This window comes from Trichocoleus sp. FACHB-262, assembly GCF_014696035.1.
In the GTDB taxonomy this organism is placed as follows: domain Bacteria; phylum Cyanobacteriota; class Cyanobacteriia; order FACHB-46; family FACHB-46; genus Trichocoleus.
Genome location: NZ_JACJPK010000034.1, coordinates 349,067 through 367,654 on the forward strand (window position 1 = coordinate 349,067; position 18,588 = coordinate 367,654).

An 18,588-nucleotide genomic window follows, 5' to 3' on the forward strand; every position below is an offset into this window, starting at 1 on the left:
CTCCCTTAATTCTGATTCAAAGACGAGCGCGATCGCCGATATGCGTCTCTTGAGAGCGGAACAATGGCAGGAATAGATGGCTGGGGTTGGCTAACCTGCAAACTGTCAATTTGCTGAGCCAGTTGAGCGATCGTTGGAGATTCAAATAAATGACGCAGAGGCAGTTCTATCGCAAAAGCATCCCGAATGCGAGAAGTTAATTGAGTTGCGAGAAGAGAATGCCCTCCCAGCTCAAAGAAGTTGTCGTAGAGTCCCACTCGCTTGACTCCTAGCAATTCTGACCAAATAGAGACTAATTTTGCTTCTATCGGCGATCGCGGTGCCACATACCCTTGCGTTGACTCTATTGGCATGGGAGCAGGGAGAGCCCGACGATCAATCTTGCCGCTGGGAGTGAGCGGGATAGTTTCTAACACGACAAAAGCAGCAGGCACCATATAGTTTGGCAACTTTTGCTCTAGGTAATTTCGGAGCTGGGGCACTAGCTGTCGCGCCAACTGTCTTTGTAAAGGCCGATTGGCATAAGTGGACCAAGGACGAGCAGGAGCGATCGCCTCAGGCTCCAGTCTCCGCTCTGCCTTAACTCCTCGATGTTGCAAGGTCACATCATAGCGATCGCTCCCAACGGCGGACCAACTCACATTTACGTGATAAGGCAAATCTTGCTCCAAACTCCACCAAACTTCTGGATCGATTCCAGATTCTATTAGTCGCTCTAGGGCTGTTCGCATGTGTCCCACAGTTTGTGATTCTGCCTCTGCCAGCCAAGCTGCCGTTGTCACTGCCGCAACCACACGGGCATTTGGCACACCTCTGATTGCTAATCTGTCTGGTTGTGCTGCAATCAGATGCTGCCGAATCATCTCGACGGTTAGTTCGTTTGTCCAATTCCACTCCAAGACAGGCGAACTCATAGGAATAAACGGCTGTTGATCCTGCACCTCCTCAGTTTCCTTGCTTTTGTGCAGGACAACGTTGTAGCGAAACTGGGTCATCTCATTATGAACCTGACCACGAGTGAGCTGAATTTGTATATCCTGGATTTGCGGAAAACGCGATCGCAATGCCTGAAAAAATTCTGGATCGATCAGCAGTTCTGGTTCCTCAAACATGGTTCGTTGGACTTGTTGCTGGAGCTGCGATCGCTCCAATGCAGGGCTAGCTTGCTCCATCTGCACAGAAGCATGAAAGGCAGACCACAGTGCTAGATTTCGCACATCCCCAATAAAGAGAGAACCGCCTGGAGCCAGGGCTTGTAGCGCTCTTTCTAAGACTTGAAGTAAGTAATTCACACTCGGAAAGTATTGCACCACCGAATTGAGCACAATCAGATCAAATTTATTTGGCTCTATATCCGTAAAGTCGTTAGCTGAGCGATGCAATAGTTTTACGGGCGGCAACTGTTGCTGGTTTAGCTGCTGCTGAATCGTACTTAATGAGATTTGGGAAAAATCTGTAGCCCAATATTCGAGACAGTGAGGCGCTAGTTGAAATAGCAGCAATCCCGTTCCACAACCAATTTCTAGGACTCGCTGAGGTTGTAGGGCGAGAATTTGTTCCACTCGGCGATCGACCCACTCTCGCATCTGTTCTATTGGAATGGGTTGCCCCGTATAACTGCTATTCCAGCCCACAATATTGAACGTTGGATCAGCAGAATTAACAGGCTGAGCATAGGTCTGATCGTATAGAGTTTGCCAATGTTCTACTTGCTCCTGCTGTAGCTGCTGGGCGATCGCCATCCCAGCTCCTTCACGCTCTGGATGGAAAGAGACATAAGCCGTTAACTGTTGATCTCCAGAGGCTGATCCCTGAACTGTGGCGATCGCTCCTTTCACTAAAGGATGCTGCTGCAAAACCGCTTCAATCTCGCCCAACTCCATCCGGAAGCCCCGGATCTTAACCTGTTCATCTGCTCGCCCGATGAATTCCAGGAAACCATCAGATCTATATCGAGCCAAATCTCCTGTTTTGTACAATCTTGCTGCTGGGCTAGCGCTAAACAGGCAAGGGATAAAGCGCTCAGCAGTTAACTCTGGTCGGTTAAGGTATCCCCTAGCCACTCCGTCGCCGCCAATATACAACTCACCAACTACACCAATCGGCACAGGCTGTTGATAAGTATCCAAAACATAAGTTTGGGTGTTCGCCACAGGACGACCGATCGGGGGCTTTTCGAGACTGTCAGCTTTGTGAGTCAGTTCGGCCACCGTCGCCCAAATCGTGGTTTCTGTAGGGCCATAAGCATTAAAAAACCGTCGTCCTCGTGCCCACTTTCTCACGATTTCACCGCTACAAGCTTCTCCACCCGCAATCACCGTTTGCAGCATTGGTAGGTTATTTTCTGGCAATAGGGACAAGACCGCAGGCGGCAAAATCGCGGCAGCAATATTCTGGGTTTGGAGGAATTGAACCAGTTCTATCCCAGGCGATCGCGCTGACTGGGGCACAATGTAGAGCGTCCCCCCAGAGCCTAGCGCCATCAACATCTCAAAGATGGAAGCATCAAAGCTCCAAGCGCTAAATTGTAACACTCGACTCCCGAGCGGCAGATTGAAGCTCTGCTGTTGCGCTGTCACCACATTGCAAAGCCCCCGATGCTCTACCATTACCCCTTTGGGTATCCCAGTTGAGCCAGAGGTGTAGATCACATAAGCCAACTGATCGGCTGTTGCAACACTAGCGGGGGCTGACTGCTTTTGCTGAGCAATCAACTCCCAATCTTGATCTAGACAGATAACTCGAAGCGTCTGATCTTCTCCCGAAATGGGTTTATCACTCCCCTCTTGCAAGGAAAATGTGGAAGTATCAAACACTTCCACATGCGATCGCTGAGTCAGCAACACCGAAACTTGCGAATCTTGCAGCATAAACTGAAGGCGATCGCGAGGATACTCTGGATCGAGCGGCACATAAACACCCCCCGCCTTCCATACGCCCAAGATGGCAATGAGGATATCAAGAGAGCGATCGACACAGATGCCCACTAGAGTTTCTGGCCCCACTCCTAATTGTTGCAAATAGTGCGCCAGTTGGTTGGCTCGTTGATCCAATTCTTGATAGGTTAATTGTTGTTCAGCAAACCCAACGGCATTCCCAGAGGGTGCGGCAACCGCAATCGCATCGGGTGTTTTTTCAGCTTGGGCAGCAAGTAGGTGATGAATACAAACATCTTTGTTGTACTCCACCTGAGTTTGATTCCACTCCACTAGCAGTTGATACTGTTCAGCAGCATTGAGGATGGGCAGATCGGAGAGCCCCTGATCTGGATTGGCAACAATTCCCTCTAGCAGCGTTTGAAAATGCCCAATCATTCGCGTAATCGCAGTTGGCTCAAATAGCTCCGTACTGTATGCCACAAAGCCACTCAACCCCTCCTTCGTAGTATCCCATAATCCGCTCAGCCCTTCTGCCTGCTCCCACACATGAAACTCCAGATCAAACCGAGCGGTGCCAACATCCAGTTTCCAAGGAGATAGTGTCAGACCAGGAAGGTCTAGCGGTGCCATCGGTGCATTCTGGAGGGCAAATGCGACTTGAAACAATGGATTGCGGCTCAAGTCTCGCTCTGGATGTAGTTCTTCAACCAACTTTTCAAACGGCACATCTTGATGAGCGTAGGCGGCTAATGCGACTTCCCGCGATCGCTCCAACAACTCCCGAAACGTCGGATTACCAGAGAGATCGGTTCGTAACACTAAGCTATTGACGAAAAAACCGATCAATCCCTCGATCTCACTACGGTTACGGTTGGCAATCGGAGAACCTACAGCCACCTCAGTCTGCCCTGTGTAACGGAAAAGTAGAGTTTGGAACGCAGCCAGAAGGGTCATGAACAGCGTCGTTCCCGCCTTTTGGCTCAGTTCCTCTAGAGCTTGCGTGAGTTGAGGAGATAGCGCTAAGGGAGCGATCGCGCCTTTATAACTTTGGGTGGCTGGACGGGGATGATCAATCGGGAGATTCAGTACTGGCAGATCTTGCAACTGTTGTCGCCAATAAGCCAGTTGCGACTCCAGCACTTCTCCTTGTAGCCATTGCCGCTGCCAGTGAGCAAAGTCTGCATACTGAATCGGCAGCTCTGACAAAGGAGAAGGCTGGCCCTCTGCAAAGGCCGTGTAGAGCGCTCCTAGCTCTCGCATTAACACCCCCAACGACCAACCATCCGAAATAATGTGATGCAGATTGAGCAGTAGTAGATATTCTGTCGCCTCTAGCTGCAACAACTTCACCCGCAACAACGGACTGACTGTGAGATCAAAGGGGCAATGTGCTTCCTCTGTGGCAATTTGCCGAACGGTCTCCTCTTGTGCCGAGGAATCCAGACTTTGCAGATCCGTCACTGGAATAGACAGTGGCAAAGTAGGCGTGATGATCTGGGTGGGTTGCCCGTCTACTTTGGCAAAGCGAGTTCGGAGTGTTTCATGACGTTGCACCAGTTCCGCAAAAGCTTGTTCCAACGCCTTTAGATGCAAATGCCCGCTGAGTCGCACGGCTGAGGGCATGTTGTAGAAGGGGTTTTCTGGCACCAGTTGATCGAGAAACCATAATCGCTGTTGGGCAAAGGAGAGCGGTAGTGGTTGATTACGAGCAATTGGCTTGAGTTCAGGTGTAGCTTGATAGGCAGACGCATGAGCTTGGTGTAGCCAATGCAGCAGCTCTGATTTACGTTGAGCGATCGCGGTTCGTAACTCTGGGGTCAAAGCTCCGTCTGGGGCACTACAGCGTAGATTGGCTCCCTCTAACCACACTTGAATATCTAATTGCCGCAGATAAGCCAAAAGCTCAGCCGTTGTCAAAACTCTACCTCCTCACGTCCTACTGCTATAGCACCAGAAACTTCCTGCCTCCGCCCGATCCAACTGAGCGTTTCCATCTGTTTAGCCAAACCCGCGATCGTGGGAGCCTCAAACAAACTACGCAACGGCACTTCCACCTGCAAGACATCGCGGATGCGAGACATGAGTTGGGTTGCTAGCAGCGAGTGTCCTCCTAACTCAAAAAAGTTGTCATGAACTCCAACCTGCGGGAGCCCTAAAAGCCGCATCCAGATCGCAGCCAGCTTTTGTTCAATCTCCGTTTGTGGCGCTTGAGCAGCAGTCATCCCAGCTACCGAGGCTAAGCTTACAAGAGGCAAAGCCCGCCGATCTACCTTGCCATTCGGAGTGAGCGGCAGAATCTCCAAAACTGCGATCGCGCTTGGAATCATATACTCTGGCAACTTCGCCTTCAAAAAACTCCGCAGTTCTGAAGTAGTAGGAGCGGGTTTCTGGCTAGACACAATATAAGCAACCAGTGATTTCTGATCCCTATCAGCTTGTAAATCATCAGCTTGTGGCTCAGACGACTGGAGCTTGGCGATCGCTGCTTGCACCTGCGGATGTTGCTGCAAAGCCGCCTCAACTTCCCCCAACTCAATCCGGAAACCCCGCAACTTCACTTGATTGTCAGTACGACCGAGAAATTCAATATTGCCATCTGATTGGTAACGAGCGAGGTCTCCAGTTTTGTAGAGGTAACTTGCTTCATTCTTATAAGAAATGAATCGCTCAGCGGTTAACTTTGATTGGTTAAGATAGCCTGTTGCGAGTCCGTCGCCGCCGATGTATAGTTCACCTTTTGCGCCAATTGGCACAGGTTGAAGTTGGGTGTCGAGGATATAGAGCTGGGTATTGGCAACTGGCCGACCAATGGGGAGAGTGGCGGTTTCTGACAGTTCCTGGATCTCATACCAAGAGGCAAACGTAGTGCATTCCGTTGGGCCGTAAACATGCAGCAAGTGTTTTGGTGCACCTGCCTGAATTACAGCTCGCACCTGTTGCAGATCGGCAACTTCTCCACCAAATAAAAGATATCGTAATCTGTGAAATGCAGTCGGAACTTCGCTGGCAACTTGGTTGAACAGAGCTGTGGTCAGAAATAGGATATCAATCTGCTGTTGGGCGAGAGCAGTTGCAAATTTCAGCGGAGATAAAGATACTTCTCGATCAATACCGATCAGTTGCGCCCCATTCAGCAGGGCACCCCAAATCTCAAACGTAGCGGCATCAAAAGAGACGTTAGAGACTTGAGCTATGCGATCGCTGGGATGAATCTGGATATAGTTGGTATCACATACCAGCCGATTTACGGCGCGATGAGGCACAGCTACCCCCTTGGGTTGGCCTGTAGAGCCAGATGTATAAACCACATAGGCCAAATCTTCAGGAGTCACCTGAGGAGAGAGATTCTCTTCCATCTCCTGGGCGATCGCGGCCCACTCCTGATCGAGGCAAATCACCTGAACGGAACAATCTCGAAACTGCTCTCGATATTCTGATTGCGTAAGCAATACAGGAACTTGAGCATCCTCGATCATGAAGCGGAGTCGTTCTGAGGGATAGGTCGGATCTAGTGGTACATAAGCCCCGCCTGATTTCAAAATACCAAGGAGAGCTGCCACCATTTCAGAAGAGCGTTCGAGACAAACACCGACGAATGTTTTTGCCTCTACTCCCAGCTTCTGTAAGTAATGGGCTAATTGATTACTGCCTTGATTTAAGGCTTGATAAGTAAATTGCTTGTCACCAAATTGAAGTGCGATCGCATCCGGTGACTTTTCTACTTGTGCTTCAAACAGTTGATGAATGCACTGAGATTTGGGATAGGCTGTATTCGTCTGATTCCAATCCAGCAAGATCTGTTTTTGTTCAGCCGCAGTCAGTACAGGTAAATCTGCCAACCGCTGATGAGGGTTAGCGACAACCGCCTCCAAAAGAGTTTGCAGCGATCGCATGAAGCGAGCAATTGTCTCCGGCTGAAATAGATCTGTGTTGTAGACCACTACTCCTCGCAGACCTGTAGAGTTTTGCCAGCCCTGCCCCCACAATCCCCGAAAATTTTCCCCGCATTCCCACAAATACAGCTCCAAATCGAAGCGGCTGCTCCGGGTATCAAACTCAATAGCGTCCAGCGTCAATCCTGGCAACTCTAGCTGTGTCATCGGCGCATTTTGCAGCGCAAATACTACTTGAAATAGGGGATTATGGCTAGGGTTGCGGACAGGGTGCAGTTCCTCAACCAACTTCTCGAACGGCACATCTTGATGGGCATATGCCGCCAAAGTCATCTGTCGCGATCGCTCCAGTATTTCCACAAAATTAGGATTACCAGACAGATCTCCGCGCAGCACTAAACTGTTGGCAAAAAACCCAATTAAGCTCTCCAGTTCACTGCGGTTGCGATTGGCAATTGGCGAACCGATGGCAATATCTGTCTGCCCTGTGTAGCGATAGAGCAATGTCTGGAACGCTGCCAACAAGGTCATAAACAGGGTAGTGCCTGCGTTCTGGCTCAGGGCATTAAGCGCTTCAGCTAAGCTTTGGGGTAGTTCCACTTGATGCAGTGCCCCTTGATAAGTAGGCAACTTGGGACGCGGGCGATCGGTTGGGAGATCCAGCACAGGCACCTCTCGCAACTGTTGTCGCCAGTAAGCCAGTTGTGACGCTAAAATGTCTCCCTGCAACCATTCCCGCTGCCAATGGGCAAAATCTGCATACTGAATCGGCAACTCTGCTAATGGAGACTCTTGACCTGCACTCAAAGCCGTATATAAAGTCCCTAGTTCTCGGATCAGGATGCCACTAGACCACTCATCAAAAACGATATGATGCAAATTGATCAAAAGGATATGTTCTGAGGGAGCTAAGCGAAATAGCATTAACCGAATCAGCGGTCCTTGAGACAAACAGAATGGCCGTTGCATTTCTGTCCGAATTAGTCGCTGCGCTTCTGCTTCCCGCTCTAAGACAGAACAATGTTGCAAGTCGATGATCGAGAGAGGAATCTGGAGACGAGGTGCGATCGCCTGCGCGGGTTCTCCGTCAATCATCACAAAAGTTGTTCGCAGAGTTTCATGACGACGCACCAACTCATTAAAGCATTGCTCTAAAACAACTACATTGAGCGCACCCGTCAGGCGAAAAACAGTCGGCACATTATATAAACAGGTGTTGGGAACAAGCTGCTCCAGAAACCACAGCCGCTGTTGGGCGAAGGATGTTGGAAAGACAAAAACTTCTTCAGAAACGTTGCCGACGGGGTTTTCGATCACCATTCCAACTGTGCCGAATGACTTGTGCTGGATACTTGTAATGAATTAGCTGTGCCGAATTGCTTGTGCCGAATTAGTGGCCTTTCCCTTGTAGTTCGTTAAAACTGACAAGTAAATCTCTCTCTGGGCAGAGCTTAATCTAGATTAAAAACTATGTTGATTCGTCCTTACCAAGCTGCCGATGCTGAGGCGATCGCGGCGATTTACCAAGACTCTGTCCTTGGCATTGGGGCTACGGCCTATAACGCTGAGCAAATAGCCGTCTGGTCTGCTTATCCTGACGACATTGAGGAATTTCGGCGATCGCTCCAGCAGGGCCTGACATTGGTTGCAGTATCAGAGGGGCAATTAGTTGCTTTTGGGCAGTTAAATCCGCTCAATCATATTGCTTTTCTTTACACAGCGAGCCAAGCGGCGCGGCAAGGATATGCCACCAAGATTTACCTAAAACTAGAAACCTATGCAATCCAACGAGGAGTAGAGCATCTGCACACTGAAGCTAGCCGCATCTCTAAGTTTTTCTTCTCAAAAATGGGATATCACATCACAGAAACCGAAGTCGTGACTCGTAAAGGTGTAGAGCTGGAGCGTTTCAAAATGGCAAAGATCATTAGCTTCCAGTAGTACAAGGTATCAAGAGCACAAAAAATGCCCCCTGATGGAGGCATAGAATTGAGAGGAGGAGGCAAACTTTGAAGCTGGTTAACGCTGCGTTTGAGCTTCCTGAGTTTTCACCTCTTCCGGTGCCACAGTTCCTGGCTCTTTACCATCTAGAGGAACTTCAGGCGTGGAAGTCTGGGTAGATTCCTGAGCCGCTGGGGTCCAATCCGTGTGGAAGACTCCTGGCTTGTCTACTCGCAGGTAGGTATGGGCACCGAAGTAATCGCGCTGGGCCTGAGTTAGGTTCTGAGGCAAGCGATCGCGACGGTAGCTATCGAAGTAATCGAGTGAAGCACTAAAAGCGGGCACAGGAATGCCCAATCTAGCGGCTTGAATCACCACTTCACGCCAAGCGTCTTGTCGATCCAGAATCGTTTGCTTAAACTCTGGAGCTAGCAGCAAATTGGGTAAGCTGGGGTTTTCATCAAAGGCTTGCTTAATCTTGTTCAAGAAGCGAGCTCGAATGATGCAACCACCTTTCCAAATCCGAGCAATTTCGCCTAAGTTCAGACCGTAGTTGAAGTCCCTAGAGGCAACACTCAACAACTCCATGCCCTGAGCGTAGGAGCAGATTTTGGAGCAGTACAAAGCATCCCGGATTTTGCCGATGAAGGCTTTGGTATCGCCTTCATACTTACCCGTTGGCCCTGTCAGCACCTTAGAAGCAGCGACCCGTTCTTCCTTCTGGGAAGAGGTAATCCGGGCATTCACGGCAGCAATCATGGTGGGGATGGAAACACCTAGCTCTAACGCACTGGCAACCGTCCAACGCCCCGTTCCTTTCTGGGCAGCAGCATCTAGAACCACATCGACTAGGGCATTGCCTGTATCGGGATCAATTTTCTTGAAGATGTCGGCTGTAATTTCAATTAGGTAAGAGTCGAGTTCTTCGGTGGTATTCCACTCAGCAAAAACTTCATGTAGCTGGGTGTGATTTAAGCCTAGGGTATTCTTCAGCAAGTCGTAGGCTTCTGCAATCAACTGCATATCGCCGTACTCAATGCCGTTGTGCACCATTTTGACGTAGTGCCCTGCCCCACCCGGACCAATGTAGGTCACGCAAGGGCCATCATCCACTTGGGCCGCAATCTTGGTCCAAATGGGAGCGAGTTCATCATAGGCAGCTTTAGAGCTACCTGGCATTAAGCTGGGGCCATTCAGGGCTCCTTCTTCACCACCGCTGACTCCCATACCCACAAAATGGAGTCCGGAAGGTTCTAACTCCTTAGTGCGCCGCTCCGTATCTTCATAGAGAGAGTTGCCACCATCAATAATGATGTCACCAGGCTCTAGCAGAGGTCTCAGCTGATTAATCACAGCATCAACCGGAGCCCCCGCTTTCACCATAATTAAAATTTTTCGGGGCCGTTCGAGGGAAGCTACAAAGTCTTCAATGGAGTAGGCGGCTTTGACTTGCTTACCTTGCGCCCGCTGTGCCATGAAGACATCGGTTTTGTCTGGGGTTCGGTTATAAACGGCAATCGGAAAACCATTACGTTCAACGTTCAGGGCTAGGTTCTCACCCATAACCGCTAAACCAATGAGACCAAAGCTCTGCTGGGTCATAACACTTTTTACCAACTCTGCATGTATCAGGGCCTGTGATTCCCCTTCAGGGTAGCCCGATCCCCTTAGGTTGTACTGGAAGAAGAAATTAAGAGCCTCCGCAAAAGGCTGGAAAAATGGAGATTTAAGTCTGTCTAGGGAAAGAAATTCAGAAAGATTATCCCTAAAAAGCATTAATGAAGCTGAGGCGATCGCTACAAATTGTTACGCCAACGCGATCGCTTCGCCACCTTTACAGCCATAGCTCCAAGTCAATTCAGCATTCCCAACAATTCAACATGTCAGAGACAATAGACATTAAGGCAGTAGATTGAATGAGTAGTCGTCAGATGCAGTAGGGAGTGCACGATGCTTGCATACATCCTGGCATTGGCTGTCGCGCTTGGCAGCTTTGCTCTATATATGGCCGCTTTCTTCTTTCCAGAAGTTCATCGCAAAAGCGATTTTATCTGGAGCGGTATTGCTCTGTTTTATGCCCTAGTGCTATGGGTCTGTGCGGGACGGATCACCGGGGGTGTCCTACTGGGTCAGACGGCAAGCGTCGCCCTCCTCGGTTGGTTTGGCTGGCAAACCCTGAAAATGCGCTGGGATCTCACCCCAGCTGAACAAAAAACTCAACTGCCTGCCCAAGCAACGCCAGCAGCCCTGCGGAGCACCACTCAGCAAGTTCGAGACAAGCTGATTGGCTTCTCTTCCTCCGAAAACGTGACCCAACTCAAGGACCAAGCCAGCCGTCTTTTTAATAGTGTGAAAGAGCGATCGCAGGGAGGTGCAGGTGTAAGCCAGTCAACCAGTTCAACTAGTGCATCTGCTAGTTCGGGGGCTACGGTACCCACTGAAGTAGCAGGTTCTGGCACCAGTGGCAGTCAATCAACTTCCAGCGCCAAAGCAACCTCTAACCCTTTAGCTTCTGTGTCAGGACTGGTTGACACGGTGAAGGGTGCGATCGCCAAGATTGGGCAAAAGAAACCCAGCCGCCCCATGATCGAGCTCAATCATCCGCCTAAGTCGGGTCCTGGAGCAGACACAGAGGTGAGCGATGAGCTTGAGGACGACATGGCTGACCCCACTGCCGCAGCTGCAACGCCAACGCCAGTTAGCTCACCTACCTCATTGAGTGACGACGAGCCGACTTTACTGCTAGAGTCACCCAGCCAAGCCGTTGCCGAAACACCAACTGCAACGACCAATGCCGAACTGCTAAGCGTTGACGAAGAAGAGACCCTGCTCAACAACGCCGCCGAAGTAGCTCCAGAAGCGCTAGATGACGTAGTGGTACCCACTGGGTTTACCCCTTCTGGTGATGTATCCACATCGATCCCAGAAGATGAAGCCACTCCAGAAGCAGTGGAGCAGGCAGCTACAGGCCTTGAAGTGGTAGAGAACCCGCTTGGTGATCCCTTTATGCCTGCCGAAGCCATCCCAGTAGATGCAGCCGAAATTGACCTAGCTCCACCTGCTGAACCGATTGGCCCCGGCGATCCAATTGAGCGTCAGCAAGAAGACATCGATCTCAATGCTCCGCCGATTGAACCTGCAACATTTACGCTGGTTGAGCCGGAAGCGGTAGAGGAAGCGATCGCGGCGTCCGAAGCGACATCGGATGACACCCCAGAGCTAAAGCGGCCCAACCCACCCAACCCATTTTTGGTAGAACAGGCCCAGCCTCACGACCCTGAAAATTCAGAGTCATCTGAAAATCCTGGAAACTAAACTTGAAGCACAGGGGGCTGTCAAGGATAATGGTCGAAGCAAGACTTGACCATTATCCTTCGTTGGCTTCCGACTGTGACAGAATCAGGAACTTATAAAAACACCGTCAATCTGCCCAAAACCAACTTTGATATGCGGGCAAACGCAGTCAAACGTGAACCAGAGCTGCAACAGTTTTGGGCGGAGCACCAGATTTATGAGCACCTGTCGCAGAACAATCCAGGTGAACTGTTTATTCTGCATGATGGGCCTCCTTACGCCAATGGTTCGCTGCACATTGGCCATGCCCTTAACAAGATTCTGAAGGACATTATCAATAAGTTTCACCTGCTCCAGGGGCGCAAAGTTCGTTACGTGCCCGGTTGGGATTGTCATGGTTTGCCGATTGAGCTGAAAGTTCTGCAAAACATGAAACCTGACGAGCGGCAAAAGCTGACTCCCTTGGATCTGCGCCACAAAGCGAGAGACTTTGCGATCGCCACCGTGGACGACCAGCGCCAATCCTTCAAGCGCTATGGCATCTGGGGCGATTGGGAGCATCCGTATTTGACTCTCACACCTGCTTATGAAGCGGCTCAGATTGGTGTGTTTGGGCAAATGGTGCTGAAAGGTCATATTTATCGCGGTCGCAAGCCTGTCTACTGGAGTCCTAGTTCCAAAACAGCGTTAGCAGAAGCAGAACTGGAGTATCCCGAAGGCCACACCTCTCGCAGCTTATACGCCGCCTTCCCCATGACTGGGTTGTCTGACACCGCTCAGGAAGCTTTTGGCCCCTATTTGCCAGATTTAAAGGTGGCAATCTGGACCACAACTCCTTGGACGATCCCCGCCAACATGGCCGTCAGCGTCAACCCAAAGCTAAACTACGCGGTAGTAGAAGTCGGAGCTAGCGATCGCCTCCCTGACACCAAATACCTGATCGTCGCTGCCGAACTCGTGGAGCGCCTCTCAGAAGTGTTGGGCACCACCCTGACGGTTAAGGCCACGCTCAAAGGCCAAGCCCTGGAGCATTCCACCTATCGTCATCCCTTGTTCGATCGCGAAAGCCCAATCGTGGTGGGTGGCGATTACGTCACAACCGAATCTGGTACAGGTTTGGTTCACACTGCGCCGGGTCACGGTCAAGATGACTATCAGGTGGGCTTGCGCTACGGCTTACCCGTCTTCGCGCCAGTAGACGACAATGGCGACTTCACCGAAGAGGCAGGCCCATTTGCAGGCTTAAACGTCCTCGGCCCTGGCAACCAAGCCGTGATTGATGCCTTGCAAGCGGCAAACTCTCTCCTGAAAGAAGAACCCTACGTTCACAAGTACCCCTACGACTGGCGCACTAAAAAGCCAACCATCTTCCGAGCGACTGAACAGTGGTTTGCTTCGGTATCTGGGTTCCGGGAAGCCGCCCTAGAAGCGATCGCCTCTGTCCAGTGGATTCCCGCCCAAGGCGAAAACCGTATCACCTCCATGGTGGCTGAGCGATCCGATTGGTGCATCTCCCGTCAACGGAATTGGGGTGTGCCGATCCCCGTGTTCTACGACGAAGCCACCAGAGAACCTTTGCTCACCGAAGAAACGATCGCCCATGTCCAAGCCATCTTTGCCGAGAAAGGCTCGGATGCTTGGTGGGAACTCCCGGTCGAAGAGTTGCTGCCAGCAACCTACCGCAACAACGGTCGCAGCTACCGCAAAGGCACCGACACAATGGACGTGTGGTTCGACTCTGGCTCCTCCTGGGCCGCAGTCGCGAAGCAGCGCGAGGAACTGTGCTACCCCGCCAACATGTATCTGGAAGGCTCCGACCAGCACCGGGGTTGGTTCCAATCCAGCTTGCTCACCAGCGTCGCCGCCAATGGCGTTGCGCCCTACAACACCGTCTTGACCCACGGCTTTGTCTTGGATGAGCAAGGCCGCAAGATGAGTAAGTCAATGGGTAACGTCGTAGACCCGATGATCGTGATCAACGGCGGCAAGAACCAAAAAGACGAACCTCCCTATGGCTCCGATGTCCTGCGCCTCTGGGTGTCGTCCGTGGATTACTCCTCCGACGTGCTGATTGGCAAAAACATCCTGAAGCAAATGTCGGACGTGTATCGCAAGATCCGCAACACCGCCCGCTTCTTGATCGGCAACTTGCACGACTTCGATCCCACCAAAGACTCGGTGGCTTACGAAGAGTTGCCAGAACTCGATCGCTACATGCTGCATCGCTCCTGCGAAGTCTTCAACGAAATCACCGAAGCCTTCAAGAGCTTCCAGTTCTTCCGCTTCTTCCAGACGGTGCAAAACTTCTGCGTCGTAGACTTGTCTAACTTCTACCTGGACATCGCCAAAGACCGCCTCTACATCAGCGCTCCGGATGCCCTCCGTCGTCGCAGTTGCCAAACCGTATTGCGGATCATCCTGGAAAATCTCGCTAGAGCGATCGCGCCTGTGCTCTCCCACATGGCCGAAGACATCTGGCAATTCCTACCCTACTCCACCCCCTACAAATCAGTGTTTGAAGCGGGTTGGGTGCATCTCGAAGGTCGCTGGCAAGTGGAATCGCTGGCAAAATCTTGGCCTGCCCTGCGACAAATTCGTGCCGAAGTTAACCGAGTGCTAGAGAAAGCCCGCGCTGAGAAAATGGTCGGCTCCTCGCTGGAAGCTAAGCTCCTACTTTATGTACCTGACCTAGAGCTACGCCAGCAGCTACAAACCATGAACCCTGCCACCAGCCTCAACGGCAACGGTGTGGATGAACTGCGCTACCTGTTCATTGTCTCCCAGGTAGAACTGCTCGACTCCCCCGCCGCCCTCGAAGGTTTGCAGTACAGCTCGCAATCTGACGCGCTAGGCATTGGCGTCGTTAAAGCCGATGGCGAAAAATGCGATCGCTGCTGGAACTACTCCACCCACGTCGGCGAATCAGCAGCCCATTCCCTACTCTGCGAACGCTGCGAACCCGCCCTAGAAGGTCAATTTTAGATTGACCTAGCCCCCTAGCCCCCTTCCCTACTAGGGAAGGGGGAATCGGATTGTAGATAAGGTTTTGAGGGACTTTTTGCTTCCCTCTCCTACGAGGCGAGGGCCTGGGGGAGAGGTTCTTTATTTGCGATCGCCCATAGTTCTGTCTCCCAGAAGATAACGTCTGGCAGGCTTGCACGCCATAGTGGTGAAGTAAAGCCTCAAGATCTGAATTAAAAATGACTGATATTGGATTCACCCATGTGGCCTTGCCCGTCACCAACCTGGACGCCAGCATTGCCTTTTATGGCAAATACGCCAACATGGAAGCGGTGCATCGGCGCACTGACCCCAAAACCGGGGAGAACGTAGCTTGGCTCACCGACCACACGCGGCCTTTCGTGATTGTGTTGCTCCAAGAACCCAACGTCGAGCACAAACTTTTACCGCCTGCTCACCTAGGAGTCGCCTGCGAAAGTCGCGAAGTCGTCGATCGCCTCTGTGACCAAGCTAGAGAAGAAGGCTGCCTCAATAACGGCCCCGCTGATGCAGGCCCCCCCATTGGCTACTGGGCCTTTGTCACTGATCCAGATGGCCATATTCTAGAACTCACCTATGGGCAAGAAGTCGCTCTGCGCGTGCAAGAAACCGCCAAAGAAAAGCAACCCGCCGAGAGTTCGGTGTAGCTGATTGCTGCGCTTGGTATTTCAGGGCTTAGCATTTGGAGTAGCAGCTAAGCCCCTAAGATTTCTTCAGGATTTACTCCATATCAGCAAGGGCAAACTTGCTAGGCTTCTGGTCCAGGCGGGCCGCAACCGTGAGTTTTTGTAGAAATTCTTGGGCCAGTCCCGCAAAAGCTTTAGCACCCGATGAACTAGGATTGCTGAGCACCACAGGGGTAAATGAATCTACGGCCTTAGAGACATTCACATCTACAGGAATCCGAGTCTTAAAGATTTTGGCTTCGCTGTAGTCTTCGTTCACCCGCTTCATGACTTGGCTGTAATAGCGCCCCGTGAGTATATTGCCAGAGAGCATAAAAGTGATGCCTAGCAGCTGAATTTTGACTGGCGCACCTTCCTTGTGGGTTTCTCGCAGTTTGGCAAGGCGTCGTTCTAGAAGTTGAATCCCGATTAGAGAGAGGGGTTCGGGTTTGGCAGGCAGAACGTAGAAATCACTGGCTAAGAGAGCGCTGCGAGTCAAAAGGTTGTAGCCAGGGGCGCAGTCGAGAATGATGAAATCGTAGTCTTTCAGCACAGGTTGCAGAATACTTGAAATAAGTCCTTTTTCAAAGTTATTCCAAACTTGTTCAAAGTTTTTGCTGCTGTCTTTTGTGGCTTTTTCAAACAGCATTTCAGAAACTAAGAATTCATCGTATAAATCGATGTCTCCGGGCAACAAATCCAATCCTTTGACATTACACATGTAAGCTTGGATAGCTTCAGGGACAAGATTAGGCAGTTGTTTGTCGCTATAAATGGCGCGATGTACTAGGTGCCGCAGGGTGCGCTTATTGTTGCGGAGTTTGGCAAAATCGCCGGGAGCCATGAGGCTGAGAGTGGCGCTGATTTGGGTGTCGAGATCGACAATTAAAACTCGCTTGCCATGATTTTTGGCCAGGGCAGTGGCTAAGTTGATGGTGAGGGTCGTTTTGCCAACGCCACCTTTCATGTTTGCAGTTGCGATGATAAATCCCATTCGTTGCGTCCTCTCAAGGGTCATGCATGGCCGAGCCAGGGTGGGCTAGGGGGTTAGGCACCTACGACATAACATGCAGTCCAGATCATAAGCGCAGTGGTACCAAACTTTAAACTTTACTCAGGGGAATCTTTGCTAGTTGCGATCGCTACTCTGACCCTTAAGAATACTCGATCGCTGCCGATTTTCACCTGATTATGAAGTCCCTAGAAACAGCATCTTAGCGTAATGGGGATCGGGTAGATATCCGCACTCTCGCTAGTTCTCTCATTTCTGAAAATACTATAAACTTTCCTTAAGAGAGCAAGGAGCGATCGCTGTGACGAGTGGTGGATTTGGTAAGGCGGAAACCCCAAAAAAATCTGTTTCTAAGAAGGCTGTCAAGCGGACGGAAGCCTCGAAGCAGTACGACAAAATGAAGACTGATGGGGTGCCTGAGTTCAATATCTATATGCGAATTCAGAACAAAAAGCAGTGGTACCCAGTCGGCTCGATCGCTGTAAAGCGCAGCAGCCAAATCAACATGGCAATCTACGACAGCGAGAAGGATTTGCGCGAAGGTGCATTCCGCCTGTTTCCGATCCTCCGCAAGAATCAAGCCAATTTAGAATACGGCTATCGATTGAAGGAATTTAGCGACGAACCGATCCAAATTGCCGTGAAGCCTGAGCAAGCTGTTGCTAATGCGTTCCAATCGGCGATCGCCAACGTCAAAGACCGCTTCACCTCTCTCTTCAAGCGCAGTTAAGCATTTCCTGGTAAAGTCACCTTTTCTGCAAATAGGCTTTGAAGCCGCCACAAACCAGCACCCGAATGATAGAGCAAGTCACCTTTACCTAAAAGGTAGGCTGCTTCTGACTGCTTGCCACCCAAAATAATGGTAGAATCCGCTTCGCTGGCTGTGCGAAGTGCAACTCGTCCTGGCAAGTTGGAGCGAATCAGAGGCGTTACGACTTTGGCTTCTGGACGTTGTGTGGCGATGATTAAATGAATTCCAGCCGCTCGTGCCTTAGCTCCTAATCGCTTAATGCTTTGCTCTAGTTCTTTGCTAGCTTCTTTTTCAGCCATGAAGTCAGCATACTCATCAAAAATGCAAACAATGCGTGGCAAAGGCTGAGTTGCCTGTCGATTGTAAGCTTTAATATCTCCACATCTGGCTTTCTCTAAGCGTCTGTAACGATCTTCCATTTCATCGACCAGTTCAGTCATCAGGTCAATAGCTGGCTCTGTGTCTTTGACAATGGGTGAGTGTAGCCAAGGCATGGACTCAAACTCAGGAAACGTTACCCGTTTGGGATCCACTAGAGCAACTTTGAGGTTTTGGGGCGAGTGCTGAAAAATCAAGCTCAACAGCAGCGATCGCAAAAACTCGCTCTTACCGCTACCTGTTGTTCCACCCACTAAAAAGTGGCAGGTATTTGGCTCTGATAAATCAGCTTCAATTAACTGACCGTTGAGATCAACACCGATCGCAATCTTGATAGGTTCAGTTGGGGAAGAATGAGCGGGCTGAATATAGTGATCGAAGTGAGCCACTTGGCGATCTAAGCGCGGTAGATCAACGCTGACATAACCTGCTTGCGGTGTAATCAAGGGAGGATTCGCCAAGCCAAGCTGCACTTGAAGGTCTGCTGAGCGGTTTAGAAGTGAAGCAACTTTAACCCCAGGATGTGGCTTTAGCTTGACTCGAATAAACGCAGGCGCTGTCACTGCCCCTTGATAATCAACTCCTAGCTTGAAAGAATGCAAAGTATCTACTAATGCTGCTCCCACTTCATCGGCATTCGGTTCTGGCAGCTTAATTTTTTTCTAGAGTGGCAAAGATAGCTGGAGAAGTGGGAGAGAGACAGATAGGCTAGTACCAGAGCGTGAGCTAGGGGTTAAGCCAAAAGATGGTGAGACGAACATCCCAACCAGAAGCG

Annotated in this window: 10 protein-coding genes; 5 read left to right on the forward strand and 5 right to left on the reverse strand. The window is 50.7% G+C overall.

The genetic code is table 11. The features are described from left to right. Nucleotides 1-5 precede the first annotated feature (5 nt). The gene (locus H6F68_RS07965) at nucleotides 6-4,796 is read right to left on the reverse strand and encodes a non-ribosomal peptide synthetase (protein ID WP_190557917.1); all 4,791 of its coding nucleotides are present in this window, start codon (nucleotides 4,794-4,796) and stop codon (nucleotides 6-8) included. Beyond that, entirely contained in the window at nucleotides 4,793-8,092 is a 3,300-nt protein-coding gene (locus H6F68_RS07970; protein WP_190557918.1) for a non-ribosomal peptide synthetase, read from the reverse strand. The genes H6F68_RS07965 and H6F68_RS07970 overlap by 4 nt, the downstream gene beginning before the upstream one ends. A 150-nt stretch (nucleotides 8,093-8,242) precedes the next feature. Here H6F68_RS07970 and H6F68_RS07975 point away from each other — a divergent pair, with 150 nt between their 5' ends. Further along, nucleotides 8,243-8,713 carry a GNAT family N-acetyltransferase gene (locus tag H6F68_RS07975; RefSeq protein WP_190557919.1) on the forward strand — a complete coding sequence of 157 codons (471 nt, stop codon included), beginning with the start codon at nucleotides 8,243-8,245 and terminating at the stop codon, nucleotides 8,711-8,713. 78 nt (nucleotides 8,714-8,791) lie between these two features. Here H6F68_RS07975 and gndA read toward each other — a convergent pair whose 3' ends face one another. Further along, nucleotides 8,792-10,315 carry an NADP-dependent phosphogluconate dehydrogenase gene (gndA, locus tag H6F68_RS07980; RefSeq protein ID WP_190557920.1) on the reverse strand — a complete coding sequence of 508 codons (1,524 nt, stop codon included), beginning with the start codon at nucleotides 10,313-10,315 and terminating at the stop codon, nucleotides 8,792-8,794. A 348-nt stretch (nucleotides 10,316-10,663) separates the two neighbouring features. On the opposite strand from gndA, the gene H6F68_RS28940 reads away from it, so the two are divergent. From H6F68_RS28940 to H6F68_RS07995, 3 genes are all read left to right on the forward strand, one after another. Continuing rightward, nucleotides 10,664-12,028, forward strand: coding sequence for a Ycf66 family protein (locus H6F68_RS28940; protein ID WP_190557921.1), 1,365 nt, complete (start codon nucleotides 10,664-10,666; stop codon nucleotides 12,026-12,028). Nucleotides 12,029-12,073: 45 nt separating this feature from the next. Then, nucleotides 12,074-14,989, forward strand: a complete 2,916-nt coding sequence (gene ileS / locus H6F68_RS07990) for an isoleucine--tRNA ligase (RefSeq protein WP_199299965.1) — start codon at nucleotides 12,074-12,076, stop codon at nucleotides 14,987-14,989. 218 nt (nucleotides 14,990-15,207) lie between these two features. Next, nucleotides 15,208-15,654: a VOC family protein gene (locus H6F68_RS07995; protein ID WP_190432965.1), complete on the forward strand. Its 447-nt coding sequence runs from the start codon at nucleotides 15,208-15,210 to the stop codon at nucleotides 15,652-15,654. A gap of 73 nt (nucleotides 15,655-15,727) precedes the next feature. Here H6F68_RS07995 and H6F68_RS08000 read toward each other — a convergent pair whose 3' ends face one another. Next, a complete protein-coding gene (locus H6F68_RS08000) occupies nucleotides 15,728-16,666 on the reverse strand; it encodes a ParA family protein (RefSeq protein WP_190557922.1) in 939 nt (312 codons plus the stop codon). Between the two features lie 319 nt (nucleotides 16,667-16,985). Here H6F68_RS08000 and H6F68_RS08005 point away from each other — a divergent pair, with 319 nt between their 5' ends. Next, nucleotides 16,986-17,414: an HHL1-like protein gene (locus tag H6F68_RS08005; protein ID WP_190553005.1), complete on the forward strand. Its 429-nt coding sequence runs from the start codon at nucleotides 16,986-16,988 to the stop codon at nucleotides 17,412-17,414. Here the strand turns inward: H6F68_RS08005 and H6F68_RS08010 are convergent. Continuing rightward, complete coding sequence (locus H6F68_RS08010; protein WP_313930056.1) at nucleotides 17,411-18,439, reverse strand: DNA translocase FtsK; 1,029 nt, start codon at nucleotides 18,437-18,439, stop codon at nucleotides 17,411-17,413. The genes H6F68_RS08005 and H6F68_RS08010 overlap by 4 nt on opposite strands. Nucleotides 18,440-18,588: the final 149 nt, after the last annotated feature.